The organism is Paenibacillus baimaensis (assembly GCF_025567575.1).
In genome coordinates this window covers 108,509-126,523 of the sequence record NZ_JAOQIO010000065.1, presented here as the reverse complement: position 1 = coordinate 126,523, position 18,015 = coordinate 108,509, and the positions used below count along the sequence as shown (strand labels likewise).

17 protein-coding genes are annotated in these 18,015 nt (G+C 42.0%); all 17 read left to right on the top strand.

The window, feature by feature from the left end; all coding sequences use genetic code 11:
* Positions 1-51: 51 nt before the first annotated feature.
* The 17 genes from OB236_RS16540 (at position 52) to OB236_RS16460 (ending at position 17,949) form a co-directional block, all read left to right on the top strand.
* Positions 52-1,038 (top strand): polysaccharide deacetylase family protein, encoded by a 987-nt coding sequence (locus OB236_RS16540; protein WP_262684970.1) that lies wholly within the window; start codon positions 52-54, stop codon positions 1,036-1,038.
* A 129-nt stretch (positions 1,039-1,167) separates the two neighbouring features.
* On the top strand, positions 1,168-1,707 hold the full coding sequence (locus OB236_RS16535; protein ID WP_372237402.1) for an RNA polymerase sigma factor: 540 nt from the start codon (positions 1,168-1,170) through the stop codon (positions 1,705-1,707).
* Entirely contained in the window at positions 1,704-2,990 is a 1,287-nt protein-coding gene (locus OB236_RS16530; RefSeq protein ID WP_262684969.1) for a hypothetical protein, read from the top strand. Before OB236_RS16535 ends, OB236_RS16530 begins: the two co-directional genes overlap by 4 nt.
* A gap of 309 nt (positions 2,991-3,299) precedes the next feature.
* Positions 3,300-4,340, top strand: a complete 1,041-nt coding sequence (locus OB236_RS16525) for a LacI family DNA-binding transcriptional regulator (RefSeq protein WP_262684968.1) — start codon at positions 3,300-3,302, stop codon at positions 4,338-4,340.
* A gap of 41 nt (positions 4,341-4,381) precedes the next feature.
* Entirely contained in the window at positions 4,382-5,263 is an 882-nt protein-coding gene (locus OB236_RS16520) for a carbohydrate ABC transporter permease (RefSeq protein ID WP_262684967.1), read from the top strand.
* 16 nt (positions 5,264-5,279) lie between these two features.
* A complete protein-coding gene (locus tag OB236_RS16515) occupies positions 5,280-6,134 on the top strand; it encodes a carbohydrate ABC transporter permease (RefSeq protein ID WP_262684966.1) in 855 nt (284 codons plus the stop codon).
* 78 nt (positions 6,135-6,212) lie between these two features.
* Complete coding sequence (locus OB236_RS16510) at positions 6,213-7,601, top strand: extracellular solute-binding protein (RefSeq protein ID WP_262684965.1); 1,389 nt, start codon at positions 6,213-6,215, stop codon at positions 7,599-7,601.
* 21 nt (positions 7,602-7,622) lie between these two features.
* Positions 7,623-8,087 (top strand): hypothetical protein, encoded by a 465-nt coding sequence (locus OB236_RS16505; protein ID WP_262684964.1) that lies wholly within the window; start codon positions 7,623-7,625, stop codon positions 8,085-8,087.
* A complete protein-coding gene (locus tag OB236_RS16500) occupies positions 8,084-9,112 on the top strand; it encodes a CehA/McbA family metallohydrolase (protein WP_262684963.1) in 1,029 nt (342 codons plus the stop codon). The genes OB236_RS16505 and OB236_RS16500 overlap by 4 nt, the downstream gene beginning before the upstream one ends.
* Before the next feature lie 18 nt (positions 9,113-9,130).
* The gene (locus OB236_RS16495) at positions 9,131-9,871 is read left to right on the top strand and encodes a glycerophosphodiester phosphodiesterase (protein WP_262684962.1); all 741 of its coding nucleotides are present in this window, start codon (positions 9,131-9,133) and stop codon (positions 9,869-9,871) included.
* 366 nt (positions 9,872-10,237) lie between these two features.
* Positions 10,238-10,462: a helix-turn-helix domain-containing protein gene (locus OB236_RS16490; protein ID WP_076236846.1), complete on the top strand. Its 225-nt coding sequence runs from the start codon at positions 10,238-10,240 to the stop codon at positions 10,460-10,462.
* 846 nt (positions 10,463-11,308) lie between these two features.
* Complete coding sequence (locus OB236_RS16485) at positions 11,309-12,289, top strand: phosphoribosyltransferase-like protein (protein ID WP_262685001.1); 981 nt, start codon at positions 11,309-11,311, stop codon at positions 12,287-12,289.
* On the top strand, positions 12,279-12,611 hold the full coding sequence (locus tag OB236_RS16480) for a hypothetical protein (protein ID WP_262684960.1): 333 nt from the start codon (positions 12,279-12,281) through the stop codon (positions 12,609-12,611). Before OB236_RS16485 ends, OB236_RS16480 begins: the two co-directional genes overlap by 11 nt.
* A 227-nt stretch (positions 12,612-12,838) precedes the next feature.
* Positions 12,839-13,861, top strand: coding sequence for a retron St85 family RNA-directed DNA polymerase (locus OB236_RS16475; protein WP_262684959.1), 1,023 nt, complete (start codon positions 12,839-12,841; stop codon positions 13,859-13,861).
* A gap of 87 nt (positions 13,862-13,948) precedes the next feature.
* On the top strand, positions 13,949-14,059 hold the full coding sequence (locus OB236_RS16470) for a LuxR C-terminal-related transcriptional regulator (RefSeq protein ID WP_262684998.1): 111 nt from the start codon (positions 13,949-13,951) through the stop codon (positions 14,057-14,059).
* 599 nt (positions 14,060-14,658) lie between these two features.
* A complete protein-coding gene (locus OB236_RS16465) occupies positions 14,659-15,918 on the top strand; it encodes a glycosyltransferase family 2 protein (protein ID WP_262684958.1) in 1,260 nt (419 codons plus the stop codon).
* A gap of 201 nt (positions 15,919-16,119) precedes the next feature.
* Entirely contained in the window at positions 16,120-17,949 is a 1,830-nt protein-coding gene (locus OB236_RS16460) for a glycosyltransferase (RefSeq protein WP_262684957.1), read from the top strand.
* The last annotated feature ends 66 nt before the right edge of the window (positions 17,950-18,015 follow it).

Sequence of the window (18,015 nt, the reverse complement as noted above, 5' to 3'; positions counted from 1 at the left end):
ATGTAGGGATCTCATTATGGCCGATGAACGGTTGAAGGAAGGTTTATTAGAATGGCAGTGTCGATTTTTAAGGAACGAAAGCAGCGGTGGATTGTCGGCATATCTTTTTGTAGTATGGTCAGTATGGCTCTTATTAATTTTACCGTAACCGGCAGTGTGCTGCCGATGCCTGAGAAGAACAAAATGAATCAGGTGGAAGAGGCGTCCGAAGCTCATTTGAAGGCGCAGCAGTCGTCATTATCCTACGATCAACCGAAAACGGCTAACGAACAGCCGGCAGTTATTACAGTTCAACAACCAACACCACTCGTTAGTCAAGCGACATTACCTGCCAGTGATCAGCCAATACGGACAGAATCGAAGAATCCGCTTCCCGCTATCCAGCAGAAGCCGCAGCCAGACAACAAGCCAGAGCCTGCCGCAGCGGCCGCTCCCAAAACGGACCCGGTTACTTCCAAACGGATAGCACTTACTTTTGATGACGGACCTGACGAGCAGTACACGCCGCGTATTCTGGATATATTGAAGGAGAATCAAGTCAAAGCGACGTTTTTTGTTGTAGGCATTCAAACCGCCAAATATCCGCACATTCTAAAACGGATCCACGAAGAAGGACATGCGATCGGCAATCATTCCTGGGATCATGCTGATTTATCCAAGCTCTCTCTGGAGCGTATTCAACAGGAAATCAAAGATACGGATGTGTTGATCGAAAAAACTATCGGGGTCCAATCGACGATGGTTAGAGCACCCTATGGTGCCGTATCGGACAAGCTGAAGAAGCTGCTGGCACAATCCAATCGACCTTTAGTTGGCTGGAGCATCGATCCCAAGGATTGGGCAGGAACCAGTGCAGCCCATATTTTGCAAAATGTAAAATCGCATACGAAGCCAGGTGCGATCGTGTTGATGCACAGCTTTGGCGGTAAAAACGGTAATCTGGATAATACAGTTGAAGCACTTCCTGAGATGATAGCCCAATTGAAGCTGGATGGCTACCAAATGGTTACTGTACCGCAGCTGAACGAGGCTCGTTGAAGAAATCCTTTTCCATTTGCCCACAAAACTGTAAACTGATAATAAGAGTGGACGTCGGGATGCTTCACTAGGAACCGAACGGTGAGAGCAGATCGTCTAATAATTGAGGTGGCAGTAGTGGATTCCAAAATGAATTTCGAATACTTAAAATATTTGTCCGAAAGCTCGGATAAAAAAGCGATTTTGGAAGAACTGATGACGGCATATGGTAAAGATGTATGGAATTATGCTTTCAGTATGACCCGGCAATGGGACCAGGCAGACGATATTACACAGGAAGTATTTATTAAGGTATATCGTAATTTGTGTACATTTCGCAGTGAGGCATCCGTGAAAACCTGGATACTCACGATAACCCGCAATATGACTTTGGATTTCAGACGAGCAGCCTTTTATCGCAGGGTGACCTTAATGGAATTTATTCCATCAAAGGGGGAACAGCCTTCTACAGAACAGATTGTTATCGACAAGCTGGCGACCAGCGATATGTGGAAGCTGGTGCTCAGATTGCCTGTCAAGTACCGTGAGGTGCTGCTCCTGTTTGCCCATCATCAGCTTTCAATGAAGGAAATGGCACATATTCTCGGGGTAAGCGAAGGAACGGTAAAGTCAAGATTGTTTCATGCCCGCAATAAAATATCCAAGTTAAAGGAGACTTTAGAGCCATGAATCCGATTGATGACGAGTTGAAAAAAAGCTTGGCTGACGGACCGCTCATCAGGAATGGGTTCTCCGATAAGTTGCAAAAGCGTATTGTGGATCGCCTGGAGCAAAAGAATAGCAATGCGAAAAAATCGATGCTGGTATTCGGATGCGTGAGTACGGTGCTTATTGCTGCTTCTATTTTATTCACAGTGGACGGGGTGCCGTCTGTCGGGCACGATGAAATCGTTGTACATAAGAACGAGATGACAGTCTTTGACGCAGAAGCTGCACAGCCCTATTACAAGGATCAAGCTGAGCATGAAGTCCGTTCAGCGGTTCTGATTGGTCTTCGCGAGGATCATCCTGCGGCCGGGAGCAGCCCTGCTCACAGTACTTACCGTACGCTGCTGCTTGCGCCGGAGGATGGGGAGCTGCGGACTACCGCTGAAGGTGACGGAATATTAATGCCCTACAAGACAGGGTTCATGAGGATTGCATCCGTCAGCCCGCTGAACGCTAATGAAGAATCGCAGACGCTTCAGGCCGTGACTGCAGATGGGGCGATGCCCTTAACGCAGCCAGCCTCCTATAACAAGTCATTGAGAGTGGCGGAGAAGCTTCATTTTGCAGGTAATCGTTATGTGGCGTTATCACAAACCATTCGGCAACTGGATCAGAATAAACCTTCTGTCTATGAATATACCTGGGTTAAAGAAGTAGAGGAATTAGCTTCCTCCCAAATAAATAGTACGGGCATCATACGCCCTGTGCAAGACCCGCACACGACCTTGAAGCGATTATATGGGGAGTCGATACAGCCTTCACTAAAATCACTTAATACCAAAGTCCCGCAGAACCCGGGCTCACGTCTTACTGCTGCCGAACCCGTGGATGATAATGGAGAAAGCTGGACGATTGCCCGCAAGAACGGCGAATGGACTCCACAGATCGCTTCATATAGTGAACGTGGAGCAGATAGTAGTTATGGATATCAGCTGAAGGCGCTTCCTTACAAGCTTCCCCAGTCCGTAGTTAGCTACGACTTGCTCCCGCTGAGCTGGGATGAAATTCGCAAGCTGCAGCCAAATGCCAAGGATGCATTCTCTTCACCAAATAAAGAAATCGTGGGTGTGGTATCTAACGACAACATTGTCGTATTTCCGTTTGAAGGCAGATTGATTCCGAGACCGCTGTTGAAAATTAAGCTGGCACCGGATGAGTCGATCGTCATGCTGCAGTGGGCAGTGAATGAACCCTATATTGAACAGTGGAAGCAAAAAGGCAAGCTGCTGCTTGGAGAAAGCTGAATTTCCACTCTTATTAAAATGACAAATCATACACATGTGACTTGCTGCTCTTCTTCCCAGTAAGACGGAGAAGGGCAGTAACTTCACAGGCAAATGTTAACAACAAAAAAGTTGCCAAAAGATCATGTGTACGGTATAATTATTCTCAACAGGTAAGCGCTTAACCCGCAGTTTGTTTAAATGGATTGGATAAGGATTGGAATTTTTTTTAGAGTCGATTGGAAAGCGCTTTCTATAATCTGATCTCAAGCTCCGGATTACTTAGAGACAATGAGCACAACAGCAAATACATAATCAGGAGGTAAGCGAGTGAGCTATACAATCATTGATGTTGCCCAAATCGCCAACGTGTCCAAATCCACCGTTTCACGTGTTATTTCAGGTAAAGGCTATACGAGTCCCGAAACCCGGGAGAAAGTCATGAATGCCATACAGGAATTGAAGTACAAACCGAATGCTGTGGCCAGGGCAATGGTATCGCATCGAACGTACAATATTGGAGTCATTATTTATCGAAAGGATTTCCCGATTGTATCGCATCCGATTTATGGTAAAATACTGGATGCAATATTGGCAGCCGCGGAAAGCCTGAACTATTCTGTATTCGTCTCGACGGATAAAGAGATGTCGCTCCGTTCTGCTGATTACATGCTGGAAAAGAGAGTTGACGGACTTGTGTTAGTCAGCCGGCTGAGCCAGGAAATGATCGGATACATAGACAGCTTCGATATTCCTTATCTGATGGTCAACGGTACCGCTGAAAACAATCAAGTGATTCAAATCGTGAATGATGATCGAAAAGGCGGAAGGCTCGCTGCAGATCATTTATACAAATTAGGCCATAGACAGATCGGTGTTATTGCCGGGCCGCAGGAGCACAGAAGTCATCATCTAAGATATGAAGGTTTTTATCAACGTTTGGTTGAACTGGGCTGTGAAATTCACGAGGAACATATGTATTTTTCGCCTACTTCCTTATTTAATGATGGCTACGTTGGATGTTCATCTGTATGGGAACGTTCCCATGAAACTAATAACGGTTTCCCTACTGCAATCTTCGCTACGAACGATATGCTGGCTTTGGGAGCTATGCGCGTAATGGTCGAGAAAGGCTTGTCGATACCGCAGGACGTATCTATCATCGGATCCGACAATATTGATTTTGCCAATCTTTCCAATCCACCCTTGACTACAGTCCATACGGAGAAAGAGAAGATGGGTCAAGATGCGGTTTTCATGTTGAACCGATTGATACAAAAATTAGAGTTGAATCCAATGAAGGTGGAGTATGAGCCTAAGCTTATCGTACGTGGGACAACAGGTCCGGTAAGCAGCAGGTCGCAACAGTAAACCTAAGGAAGCTTTATACGATAAAAAGGAGATAAGTCATTATGCGAAGTCAAACGTATCGGCATAAAAACAGTTCAATGATCTGGTATTTGTTCCTGCTGCCTACCTTTCTTGGAATTTTGTTATTTATGGTATACCCCGTTTTTGAATCGTTTCGACTAAGTCTTTATGTGTCCAGAGGCGCGATAGAAACATGGGCGGGAATTGAAAATTATAAAACTGTATTATCTTCCAATGTTTTCTGGAAAGCGGTATACAACACCTTTTATATGGGATTTTTTCAGCTTCTCTTGACGATCCCCTTTGGATTCATACTCGCCTCACTGATCACAGAGCTTAAATGGGGCAAGAACTTGTTTAAGATTCTGCTGTTCATTCCCTACATCACCTCCGTTGTAGCGGCCTCCATGCTGTTTTTGTTCGTGCTGCATCCTGAATTCGGTCTGCTGAATTATTTTCTCTCGATGCTTGGACTTCCTACGTCCGTGTGGTTGGCTGAACCATCCAGTGCGCGATGGGGAGCTATATTGCTCGGTTCGTGGCACTGGTTAGGCTTTGTGGTCATCATATTCCTCGCAAATTTGCAGGCGATCTCTGAGGATATTTATGAAGCAGGAGCCATAGATGGGGCTACCGGCATTCAAAAATGGTTATATATTACAATTCCTAACATGTACGGAACCTTCTCCTTTCTTATCGTAATCGGCTGGATCTCTGGTCTGCAGCGGTTTACCGACGTTTATTTGCTGGGTGGACTTCAGGGCAGCCCTGCACGCTCCCTGCATACGATTGTCGGGTTTATTTACGAAAGAGGCTTCGGCGGTACCGAGTACGGCATTGCTTCGGCTGCAGCCTACGTATTGTTTGCGATCATTTTGTTCTTCACGGCACTGAATCTTAGAGTTACCAAGATGAAAATATAACTGAAAGGAACATGTCATGAAAACATCGAGCATCTTTTCAAGAAAACCATCATTAATTGAAAGCGTTATCTTCATTGCTCTGCTTGTCTTGAGCGGGATTATGATTTCTCCATTCCTATGGATGCTCAGCATCGGCCTCGAGCGTACGGCTAACTTACAGCCACCTTTTCCACCGACATTTTTTCCGAAGCAGCCCTCTTTTTTCAACTTTGAGCTTGTTATGGAAAATGCGACTCTCTTTTATTCCTATTTGAATTCGGGATTCGTAGCCGTCTGTGCCGTATGCCTTAGTGTATCCAGCTCGCTTCTGGCGGGTTACGCGTTCTCGAAAGGTCAATTTCGCGGCAAAAAAATATTGTTTATGATCGTGCTGGGGACGATGATGATTCCGATGGAGACCAGACTGATTCCCTTATTCACGATGTTCAATAAATTTGGCTTGATTAACACATACGTTCCGTTGATTGCACCAGCGATCCTGTATGGCTTCGGCATTTTGTTATCCAAACAGTATTTTGACCAGCTGCCAGACAGCTTGCGAGAGGCTGCACAGATTGACGGTTCGAGCGAAAAGAGAACTTTTTTCCAAATCTATTTGCCGCTTACTGGACCGATCACTGCGACATTGGCCATTCTGTCCTTTCTCGATAGCTGGAACGCCTTCCTTTGGCCGCTTGTTGTCATAAACGATCATGCACTAAGGACAATTCCGCTATTTCTTGCCAGCTTCTCGTTTGAAAACGGGACGCGTTTGGGCGGTTTAACCATGGCACTTGCGACAGCGAGTATTTTACCGATCGTTGTTGTATTTCTCTTTTTGCAAAAATATATCATCCGAAGCATCGCTTTAAGCGGACTGAAGGGAGAGTGAGCCGGAAAAGCAATTGTACAATGGTTATGCAGGGTTCAATCGTTTGACAAAAAAACGTATCCTGAGAGGGTGTCATGTATGGTTAACAAGAGGACGAAAAAAAGTTTGGTGGCAGGTGTACTGCTGTCCGTATTCGCGATGCAGGTATTGGCAGGCTGCAGCAGCAAGACGGAAACGAAGCCCGTTCAGGCTAATGAATCGACAGCAAAGGTTTCGGATAAGAAATGGTCCGGCACACTGAAAGTACAGCTAATCGGGGATTTCAGCATAGAGGACAAAACAAATCCGATTTCCGGTAAAAAAGTCAAGGGCGTATCGGTACTGAAAAAAGAATTTGAACGGCTCTATCCAGGGGCTACGGTGGAATTCATACTGCTGGGCTGGGATGGCTACGTCCAAAAAACGGATGCGATGCTGAATTCGAAAGGTGCGGATGTGTTTCAGGTACCGGGAATCGCCAATCTGGCCAGTCAGGACTTATTAGAGCCTCTGGCGCCTTATATTGAGAAAGACAAATTCGATCTTGGTGTGTTTATCAACAATCAGGTTGAAGGCTGGAAGGCAATGGGTCCTAAAGATACGGAGCTGCAAATTTACGGACTTCCTTTTATCGGAGACACTAGGGTTATCGCCTACGACAAAAAGATGTTCAAGGATTGGGGCGTAGAGGAGCTTTCCAAAAATCCGACTCCTGAGGAAATCTTGGAGAAGGCTAAGAAAATGACAGGAACGAATCCAAAGACCGGGAAACAAAATTATGGTGCTTTTTACGCAGGCGCTGACGCCGCAGATTCGGTTATCAATGCAGCAGAAGCATACGGCGGTTCCTGGGGCAAAGGATTTTTATTCAAAGGCATGGAGGTCAACTTTAATTCTCCACAGATGCTCAAGGGTCTGAAGTGGTTGAGTGATTTGAATGCCTATGCGCCCAAAGGAGCACTGGTCAAACAGGGCGGCGAAAAGTGGGGAACGGCCAACAATGATATTGCCATTCATATTCGTGTACAGCCGATTTTTGTTGATACGATTTATGCTGCAGGGCTGCAGGATCAGTTTGGAGTTGCTCCATTGTTTGTTAATAAAGACAAGAATATGGGTGGAATGTTCGCAGGCAGCCCTTACTCAATCGCCAAAAGCAGCGCAAACAAGGAGCTGGCTTGGGAGTTTCTGAAATTTAGCGTGAGCGATTTCTTCCAGAAATATATGTGGGATGAGCAAAGCTCTCAGTTCCTTCCTGTTACGAAGTCGGCAATGAAGTGGGAACAAATTCAAAAAAATCCACATGCGATGATTGAGCTGGAATCGATGGGTAAGCTATGGGCGCCACGGTATCCGTACCGCTCTGGTCAACCTCGATATATTTTGTCAGAGTCAGTGGAAGAAGGATTGCTTGGGAAATCGACACTTGAAGCCGCATTAGAGAAAGCGCAAAAAGAATCGACAGCCTGGCTTGCAGCACAAAAATAAAGCACGAACAAAGGTGAAATTATGAATCTATTACTTGAAGTTGAGGAGAAACTGACGATTGCCCAGACTCAGACCCATATCACGTATTCATTTGCCGTTTCCGATTCATGCCGCAAGCTGAACATAGATTTTAACTATTCTCCCAAAACGCTGGACAACGAAGTTTTATCCAAGGAGATCATCGAACATAGCTTGCGGAAATACAATGACGGTAACGATCCGATTATGGAGGACAGCTGGACCAGATTTCTTCCATTGAAAAATTTAATTACAGTTTCGGTCGACGATCCAAACGGTTTCAGAGGGGCATGTCACAGGCATGATTCAGAACAGCATTTGTTTCTAGCTGCCGGCTCGGCTTCCCCTGGCCTTATGCCGGGATTATTGATTCAAGGGAATTGGTCAGTTACACTAAGCTTACACGCGATCGTCACCGAAGTGTGCAGCTTTGAGCTGCGGGTATGGGAAGGGGAGGATGCTTTATGAGACAATGGTTTCCTTATGAGCTGCACACCCATACGTTTCACAGTGATGGCGAGCATTCACTGCGCGAGCTTGCGAGCAGCGCCAAGGAGCTTGGTTTGTTCGGAATTGCAATGACCGATCACAACACGATGTCACCTCTATTAGAGAGGGAGCAGATCCAGTCGGAAACGGAGCTGCAAATTATACGTGGCATGGAGTGGACCACGTTCTTCGGGCATATGCTGGCGATTGGCATCGTTGACTATGTAGATTGGAGAGATCTCGGCGTTAAGGATATTCATAGAGGAATTGAAAGAGTCCATCGACAAGGCGGAGTCGTCGGCATTGCCCATCCGTTCCGGGTTGGAAGTCCTCTATGCACGGGCTGCTACTGGGAATATGAGATATCGGATTGGAAGGACGTCGATTATATTGAGGTCTGGTCCTATACATTTCCTTCAATTATGAACAGTAACCAAAGAGCTTTCCAGCTGTGGACAGACATGTTGAACCAGGGATATCGGATATCCGGGGTATGTGGACGAGACTGGCATGTATCCTCCAAGAAAGTAACGGAGCCGATTGCTGTTACATATTTGGACTTGGCAAACAGGGGAACCTTGGGTCCAGAACAAACGGATTTGGAAAAGGCAGCTGTCGATGCGCTCAGAAAGGGTTCAATCAGTGTAACGATGGGACCCTTGCTGCAATTCACGGTTCAACTTGACACTACAGATTCTGTATACGGTATCGGAGAAGAAGTAAGGGTGGACGGAGCTGCAAACACAGCACAGGTGCAGATTGAGGTAGACTTTACCGCAAGGGAAGAGCATTGGCAGCTGGCTGACCAGGAGCTCAGAGTTGTGCTTATGAGTAATAAAGGGCAGATTGCCGAGCTTAACGTATCACGGAACGCTGCAACAGCTTCCTGTTGGGTTGAGGTCAAGGAGCTCATTTGGCTCCGGGCAGAACTTCATGGAGCTTTTCATAACTGCATCACGATGATTGCTTTTACGAACCCGATCTATTTTGAAGATCATAAATAATGGTTGGAGGGAATGAAGATGGAGAAACCATCGTTTCCAAAAATTGCTGCTCATACCGGGTGCGGAAATGCGCCGGACAATACTATGGAGTCCTGTATGGAAGGAATTCAATCGGGTGCGGATATTGTAGAGGTCGATTTACGAGTTGCAGGAGACGGTACTGTCATTTTACTTCATGACGATTCCCCCTATCTACGTGAATGTACCTACGAGCAGTTGAATCAATATGAAATCAGAACGAGGCTCAGCTCTGTATATGAAAATTATGAAATTGTAAAGCTGGCGGATATCCTGCAAATTGCCAAGCAGTATGATGTCCAATTAAATTTGGATATTAAGACTGTGGATACGATTGAGCCTGTCATACAACTGGTGAGGGAATACAACATGGTTGATCGAGTTTATATTACAGGCTGCAGTGAGAATATTACTAACCGTTATCATGATATTCAGGTCGTGTTCAACACGCCAAAGAAATTCACTCCTGAAGAGAGTGACAACTATTCGTTACATGCCGCTAAAGAATGCGAGGAAGCCGTGCTCCGTTCTTATTATGGTTTGAATATGGATTATGCAACATGCCGCCAAGAAATCGTAGAGCTTGCTCATGCTTCTGGTCTTGCGGTATGGGTCTACACCGTTAACGATTCGGAGGCCATGCAGAGCTTTATCCAGATGGGGGTAGATGCGATTACTACCCGAGATGTCACCAAGCTGACCGAGCTGCAAAAGCAAGGTGAATCTAGAATGATCGATTGATCGGATGCTGCTGTAAGGTAAGTATGGGTCGTGTTAGAGCGGCTGTGTGCTGTAGGAAATATGTATGGTTGAAGAATGAGTTATTAGTAAGGGTTATGGTACAGGTTTATTGAGGACTTATCGGTGATGTCACGCCGAAGGTCCTTTTTTCTTTTATACATGCTTGTTCACGTAAGCAAGAAGTCTATAACCGGGTTAACTGCCTATACAATTGATGTGAGTTTCCCTTGATCGTAACGATGAAGCAAACGGTAAGCCCATTTTTCCGCGCCACTGCACCATTAATTGCTGTACTTCATAAACTAACTTGACTGTATCCCTACACCTTGTAATGATACAAAAACCCAAGCAAGGAGGGGTGACACTTTGAAGGGCAGCGACCACAAAAGTAAGTTTTTGTTAACCAATCGTGAACGCGAAGTTTTCGAACTGTTAGTGCAGGACAAAACAACCAAGGATATCGCGCAGCAGCTGTTTATTAGCGAGAAAACGGTGCGTAATCATATATCCAATGTCATGCAAAAACTAAATGTAAAAGGTCGTTCACAAGCAGTAGTTGAGCTGATCAAGCTTGGGGAAATCACGATTTGATCGGTTTACCGTTTTCGATTCACACTGTCTGATCCTGTAAAGCCTTCTAATGCGCTTTTTCCTTTAGGGGAATAAGCCAGAGAGGGCTCTTTGGTTTTACATGGCCTTTGTGAGAATGACTTTTTATTTGTCTCATGAATGGCTTAATGATTTACTGCCCTATTATGGAGTCCAGTATGTTTTGAGACTAAAGTAATTGCTCCTTAAATCGAATAAGTATGCTAGCCAAACACACAGCAAAGCCCTAAGGAAGGAGGGCCTTTTCAAGTTATTTCAACTTAATTTCAACGTCGTATCCTTTTAAGCTATTCTTTTGTGAAATCTCTGTTCTTGCGGGTAGTTGCTCTCCAATTTAATTTGATCCACGTGAAATCTTCGGCTTGTCCACACTTTAAAAGCGTAGCGAGCAGATAAGCATAAGCTCAAAACGTGGGATTAGATAATCGGCACTGAAAGGGAATTTTATCGGAACCATACCTACTTATGGATATAAAAATCGCAAATTGGAGAGTTAAAGACACTTGTGCCTGATGAAGACAAGCGAGAACACGTTGAACTCATTTTTAAATTGTATACAGTCGGAAAAAATGGGTGAGGAAAAACGTTATCTTTTTAAATGAGCAAATAAAAATCCCTTTTCCTTAGGGGCAGATATTGGGGGATAACAACGATTCAGGGGATTTTACAAACAGGGGTTAATGTATTCGGGAAACACGAGTCCAGAACTTACTGCGAAAATCGTGATAATAAGTTTTATGGAATTAATAAAATGTGAAGTTTGGCGAATTATGTGGTAATATATAGTAAATAATCTTTCCCGAAAAATTGTTCAGAAAGGGTACTTTAATGGATGTAAATATAAATGAACTTGTAGTATTTTGTGAAAATAGATGGGGATCTGGTAGTTATCTCAAGAGTTTAGGTAATGACATTAATAATTGGCTATCTAATACTACAGAAGAAGAAAGAGAAATTCTTATACATTTATTGAAAAACTTTGATTACTACCCTAATCGTAGAGCAAGTCAAGGTGTACAAGAAATTCATACTCGTGTTGAAAAGGAACTTCAATCTCAAATTGGGACAGAAAATAATATTTATAATAATGTCCTTTTTTTCCCTGTTACCAAAAAAAGTGGAACCAAGACCAGCTCGCAACATATATTTGATTTATATACTTTAACTAATAAAATAACCAAATACTGTTGCAAAACACATATGGAAAGTGTAGCTAACGATCCATATAAACCCTTTGATCATGTGGAACATATCGTTTTTATTGACGATATGATTGGATCAGGTGATACAATGAAAAAATTTCTTAAGCAGACTTTTGAAAAATTCCCTTTTTTAAAAGAAAAAAGACTTTATTTGATTGTATTAGAGGCATTTTCAAATGGAATTAAAATTATTAAGGATTTTGCACAACCAACCAACATAGAGATTTATTATTCTAAATTACATGCCAAAGCATTTGATGATGGACATATTTTCACTGGAGATAAACTTGAAAAAGCAATACAAACAATCCAACAACTAGAACTAAAAATAAATGATAATGATCCAAAACATGTTCTTGGTTATAAAAAATCAGAAGCATTAATGGCTTTTTTTCATAATACACCTAATAATACATTAAGTTCTTTTTGGAAAGAGAATGAAGTAATGGGTTGGAAACCATTATTTCGTCCTCGGAATGACCATATTCCAAATTATATGCAGTCTTTACCTAAGGAGTCAGTGGATTCCTTAGGTAAAGACAAACAAAAACGTGATAATATTAATTATGGATTAAAGCAAAAAAGGGCTGTAAATAATGGATTTTAGACACGAATTAATTCTTATATACTTTGCTTCAGTAGAAGATGATTTTTTGCTCTCAGATTTAGTAGAACTTTTAGGAATTGATTATGGAATACTTGACGAAATGCTTCAAACACTTATTAATGAAAGTTATTTAGTTTATGATGAATATAACTTATTTGTTTTATCAGAACATGCCCAATTATTACTTAGATCAAAGAACCTGCACAATATAAATCTTTTTGAACTTCAACAAAAATCTCCTATAAAATATGTAGATAACCCACTACCTATTAATGGATTGTATGTACCTAAACACTTTGATAAAAAGTTCAAATCTTATTAATTTTTTATACCTGGGGGTATATAGGACCATACTGATAGCGAGTCGCTATCTAATCGCAAAGTTACTAACTAGATTCTGCGCTATTTAGAATGACATCAACTTTAATTTAATATTTCAATCTGATAGTCCTTCTAATTATCTCAAAATTATTTAAATTATAGAATTGAAATTATACTCAACTGCAGTATACCCCCAGTATAATATATTATAAATAGAGGTATTATTTTATGGATAATTATTTAGAAAAATTAGCTAACGAAACAAGATTACAAGGATATGATGATACATATACGTATCTATGTGTTCAGTACGCTAGTAGATTGATTAATAATGGTCTGCCAGTAATTTTTGATCCTGATCATCTCGCAATGATGATTGGTCTAGAGCCTATTTATATAAAAAGGCTCTTTTATTTTTCTAATAAATCCGAGAAACTTTATAAAGAGATTGAAATCCCCAAAAAAACAGGTGGTTTTCGAACCTTATCTGTTCCAATTGAGGGATTAAAGTACATTCAAAGATGGATATTAGAAAATATATTAAATAATATTCCAGTATCCTCATCAGCGATGGGTTTTGTAAAGGGTAAATCTATAGTTGATAACGCAATAAAACATGTTAATAAAGAATGTGTAATTAATTATGACATTAAAAATTTCTTTCCAACAATTAAGCGAAAAGATATCTTCAGAATTTTCAAATATTATGGCTATACAAATGAAGTTTCCTATTTATTAAGTAAAATATGTACCTATAATGATTCGCTTCCACAAGGAGCTCCCACTAGTCCATATTTATCTAATATTCATTGTCTGCGTCTTGATAAGAGATTCCTCAAATTTTCTAATAAGATAGATGGAGAATATTCGCGGTATGCGGACGATATTACAATATCGGGAAGTAAAAAAATCACTAGCTACTCAAAAGTAATTGAAAAGATTATCGAAGACGAAGGATTTATTGTGAATGAAAAAAAAACGCGATACCAAAAACAAATTGGGCGTCAAATTGTTACTGGATTAATTGTGAACAAACATGTGTCTGTTCCTATACAAAGAAAAAGGTACTTAAGACAACAAATTTATTATTGTAAGAGATATGGTGTTTCTAGTCATTTGAAATATATTAACTCAAAAAAATCCAATTTCAAACAATATTTATATGGACTTGCCTATTTTGTTAAGATGGTTGAAAAGGAAAGAGGTGAGTATTTTATAGACCAGTTAAATCATGTTGTATGGGATTATTAAATGAAAGACATAAATTCAACAGTTCCTTCATTCTTCAGCCCTGCCTTGATATTGTCTTATTATAAACTAAGTACTGATTATAATTTAATGATTCGGTGTATTTCAAACTACATTACGAATGTCATGCAAAAACTAAATGTAAAAGGTCGTTCACAAGCAGTAGTTGAGCTGATCAAGCTTGGGGAAATCACGATTTGATCGGTTTACCGTTTTCGATTCACACTGTCTGATCCTGTAAAGCCTTCTAATGCGCTTTTTCCTTTAGGGGAATAAGCCAGAGAGGGCTCTTTGGTTTTACATGGCCTTCGTGAGAACGACTTTTTATTTGTCTCATGAATGTGTAATGATTGAATGTACCCATTATGGGTCACAGAAAGAGAGACCTTTTTCAATTTATAGTTACCTTATTTCGGCTAATCATCAGATCTGTGAGACAATGCTTAATTAAGAGGGGTCATGTTCAGAATATGCTCAGAATATGCTCAGAATCAGATGGTATAATATGTAGCAGGATACTGTTTTATTCATTCTTTCTCGACATGTAATTTAAATACGTTAGATTTTGGGAGTTATATATATCCGGTTTTTGTTATATTTCTGCTGAGGGTGTCGAGCCATGTAGTTTATTAAATAAATTTAATGAAATTTTTAGTGTTATGTGTCCTTGCCAATATGTGATAAATGTTATAATTAAACAATCAAATATATGTTATTTTGTTGTTATAGATGTAAAAATATGAGAGAAGTAATCAAATACTAATTAATAACAAAGTAAGACTATTAATTAAGGAGAGCTTATGCAGATCAGTATTATTATATTGGCTCAGCAAGAAGAACTGTTAAAGCAATGTTTGTCCAGAATCCGTTTGTATACGGAAGGGTCCTATGAACTAATTGTGATCAATGATGGAGCCTCCGAGGAAATTACCCGGTGGGTGGGGTTGAGCAATGATATTAAGACCATTACGAATGCACAATTTGTTGGGGTAGCCAAGGGCTACAACCAAGGCGCAGCGATAGCAACCGGAGACAGGTTAGTGTTCATCCGTGATCATATGGCCGTTTCGGAGAGATGGTTGGCCAACCTTAATGCTTGCTTGGATAAGTATGGTGATAATGCGATTGCAGGTCCTGTGAGCAATGATATCAGTGGTACGCAAAGAGTACCATTTGATTGTGATAATATGGAGCAATTGAATAATGCCTCCAAAGGTTTGAGTATCATTAAAAAAGGTCGGTACCAAAGTGTAACCAGAATAATAAGCAATCTTTTTATTATAAATAATGAGTGTTTTCGTAAACTTGAGGGATTTGACGAACGGTTTTTGCTTGAAAGCTATGAGGACGATGATTTTTGTTATCGGGCGCTTCAAGCTGGTTGCAGCTTGTATGTGACTGAAGATTGTTTTGTCCGTTATGTGGCACCACCCTCTTTATTTCCGGAGATACCCAACTGGTATTTTCTACAGCTCGAACATAACAAAGCAGTTGCAAGGGAGAAATGGGGATTTGACCTTACAGCAGCATTATTAAATTGGAAACAGCCTGTTACGGTTAGCTTATGTATGATCGTTAAAAATAACGAAGCAACGCTAGAGGAATGCCTGTTAAGTGTTAGTAAATGGGTTGATGAAATTGTGATTGTCGATATCGGTTCTACAGACCGTACCAAAGAGATTGCGTTAAAATTTACAGGCTTTGTTGTGGATTATGAAGGGACCCATGATCTGGTCAAAGCGAGAAACTTATGCTTCAGCTTGGCTACTCAGAAATACATACTATGGCTGGAAGCAGAAGATGTTGTACTTCCAAAGGATGCAGAGAAATTTAAATACATGCTGTCTCATATGGGTTGGAATACAGATTCCGTAGCGATGTATGACCACTATAGTTTCGGGGAGAACAGTAATATGGCGCCTGGCTCACGTACGAATCGTCTTGTTAAGCGTGAGCGAGATTATAAGTGGGTAGGCGCAGTCAATGAATATTTGGACATAAAAGGAAACATTGTGCAAGCTGATATTTGCATTACACATAACAAAAAGCATGGAAATTAAACGGCAGTCCCTCAGCCAGAACCAGTGATCAAGGCCTCGCATCAACATCACGAATTTTTTGGACCATTAGCTATGGTGCATCAATCGCATGCAGCGCGGACGTATGCAATTCGTCGCGCTGTTACAAGTTTGTCCTTTTTCGAAAGTTTTGTTGGAAATCGCATTAATCAAGTACATTTATTTTTCAATATGGAGGCTGCAATGAAGACGAGTATTATATTGTTGGCTCAGCATATTAGCATGGTTAAACAATGTCTTGCAAGTATTCGGCGATCTACAGCTGGCACCTACGAATTAATTGTGATCAATGATGGTGGCTCAGATGAAATTGACAGATTGCTGAGTATGGACAAGAAGGGCATCGTAACGCTTACCTCTCAAGAACGAATTGGTGTTGCTGCGGGTTATAACCTTGGAGCAGCCCAGGCAAAAGGTGATTTGCTTGTGTTTCTGCGCGATCATATGACCCTGTCCAAGGGCTGGTTGAAGTCATTAACTAGTTGTTTGAAGCACTGCCCTGATGCGGCAATGGTTGGACCCGTGAGTAATGGCGTCAGTGGAGTCCAGCATGTATCAATTCCCGTACCTATCAACAGCATCGAGCAGTTAAGTGTTATTGCTCGTGCATTCATTGCGGAGCATGCAGGCCAGACCCAAAGAGTGACACGGCTCCTTAGCCAAATGCTGGCTGTCCGTAAGAGTGCATACGACAAACTAGGCGGCTTTGATGAACGGTTCGGCTTGGAATCATTCGAGGATGATGATTTTTGTTATCGTGCCATGCAGGCTGGTTATGGTTTGTATATAGCCAAGGATTGCTTTGTCCGCTATCTTCAGCCTCCAGATTTGTTTCCGGATGATGCTTACTGGTACGGTAAGCTTCTTCATGCGAATAAAGCGAAAGCAGCTGAAAAATGGGGCTTGGACATTTCACAGGCTTTGCTTAGATGGAAGAATAAGATAACGGTAAGCCTTTGTATGATTGTCAAAAATGAAGAGCAAACTCTTGATCGTTGTTTGTCCAGCGTCAGTGATTTGGTTGATGAAATTATTATCGTGGATACGGGCTCGGATGACCAAACGAAGCAGATTGCACGAAAATACACAGACCGCGTATTTGAATTTGTTTGGGTTAACGATTTTTCCAAAGCACGAAATTATGCCTTCAGCCAAGCTACACAGGAATATATATTATGGCTGGACGCAGATGATGTGATTTTGCCTACGGATGCTGAGAAATTTAAAGAGCTTCTTGCCGGACTTGAATGGACTGTTGATTCCGTTTCCATGAACTATATTCTTGCTCGCGATGAATATGGAAATGTGATGACTAGCCTGCGTAGAAATCGTTTGGTCAAACGTGAGAAACGTTTTCAATGGATCGGGTTTGTCCACGAATATTTACAGGTAGCGGGAAACATACATTATGCAGATATTAATATTACCCATGACAGGATGCACGGCAACTCCGATCGCAATTTGCATATTTATGAGAACCACGAAGCAACGGGTGAATTGTTCTCGTCGCGTGATCTGTTCTACTACGGGAATGAACTTGCTGACCACAGGCTGTGGGAACGTGCGATGGAGAAATATGATCAGTTCTTGCAGCGTCCTGACGGCTGGGTGGAGGACCGGATAAGAGCCTGCGGTCGTGCAGCAGATTGTGCAGCAGAACTGGGGTGCATAAATGAAGCGAAAGCCAAGGCACTGCAATCGTTTGTATACGCGTTACCGCGTGCGGAAATCTGCTGTCGGCTTGGACATCTTCATATAAAAGAAGAAAAATTTGAAGACGCCATATTTTGGTACAAGCTGGCGACGGAGCTCAAGAAACCGACGGATAGCTTTGCGATTTTGCAGCATTCCAACTGGACTTGGGTGCCACATTTACAGCTTTGTGTTTGCTACGACAGGCTGGGGCAGCGAGAACTGGCTTTCCGGCATAATGAAATTGCGGCTGGATTTGTTCCAAATGAGCCGAGCGTGGTCGGGAACCGTGCCTATTTCAAAGGCTTGGGTTTGGCATAGGAAGATTTCATATTGGAGAGGGGTGATTTGAGTTTTCTCTAATAGCAGTAGGCACCAAGTGGACGG

What these genes read in the sequence shown, in the direction of transcription:
- OB236_RS16540 (WP_262684970.1), top strand. Translation starts at nt 52, where the DNA reads ATGGCAGTGTCGATTTTTAAGGAACGAAAGCAGCGGTGGATTGTCGGC.
- OB236_RS16535 (WP_372237402.1), top strand. Translation starts at nt 1,168, where the DNA reads ATGAATTTCGAATACTTAAAATATTTGTCCGAAAGCTCGGATAAAAAA.
- OB236_RS16530 (WP_262684969.1), top strand. Translation starts at nt 1,704, where the DNA reads ATGAATCCGATTGATGACGAGTTGAAAAAAAGCTTGGCTGACGGACCG.
- OB236_RS16520 (WP_262684967.1), top strand. Translation starts at nt 4,382, where the DNA reads ATGCGAAGTCAAACGTATCGGCATAAAAACAGTTCAATGATCTGGTAT.
- OB236_RS16515 (WP_262684966.1), top strand. Translation starts at nt 5,280, where the DNA reads ATGAAAACATCGAGCATCTTTTCAAGAAAACCATCATTAATTGAAAGC.
- OB236_RS16510 (WP_262684965.1), top strand. Translation starts at nt 6,213, where the DNA reads ATGGTTAACAAGAGGACGAAAAAAAGTTTGGTGGCAGGTGTACTGCTG.
- OB236_RS16505 (WP_262684964.1), top strand. Translation starts at nt 7,623, where the DNA reads ATGAATCTATTACTTGAAGTTGAGGAGAAACTGACGATTGCCCAGACT.
- OB236_RS16500 (WP_262684963.1), top strand. Translation starts at nt 8,084, where the DNA reads ATGAGACAATGGTTTCCTTATGAGCTGCACACCCATACGTTTCACAGT.
- OB236_RS16495 (WP_262684962.1), top strand. Translation starts at nt 9,131, where the DNA reads ATGGAGAAACCATCGTTTCCAAAAATTGCTGCTCATACCGGGTGCGGA.
- OB236_RS16485 (WP_262685001.1), top strand. Translation starts at nt 11,309, where the DNA reads ATGGATGTAAATATAAATGAACTTGTAGTATTTTGTGAAAATAGATGG.
- OB236_RS16480 (WP_262684960.1), top strand. Translation starts at nt 12,279, where the DNA reads ATGGATTTTAGACACGAATTAATTCTTATATACTTTGCTTCAGTAGAA.
- OB236_RS16475 (WP_262684959.1), top strand. Translation starts at nt 12,839, where the DNA reads ATGGATAATTATTTAGAAAAATTAGCTAACGAAACAAGATTACAAGGA.
- OB236_RS16470 (WP_262684998.1), top strand. Translation starts at nt 13,949, where the DNA reads ATGATTCGGTGTATTTCAAACTACATTACGAATGTCATGCAAAAACTA.
- OB236_RS16465 (WP_262684958.1), top strand. Translation starts at nt 14,659, where the DNA reads ATGCAGATCAGTATTATTATATTGGCTCAGCAAGAAGAACTGTTAAAG.
- OB236_RS16460 (WP_262684957.1), top strand. Translation starts at nt 16,120, where the DNA reads ATGAAGACGAGTATTATATTGTTGGCTCAGCATATTAGCATGGTTAAA.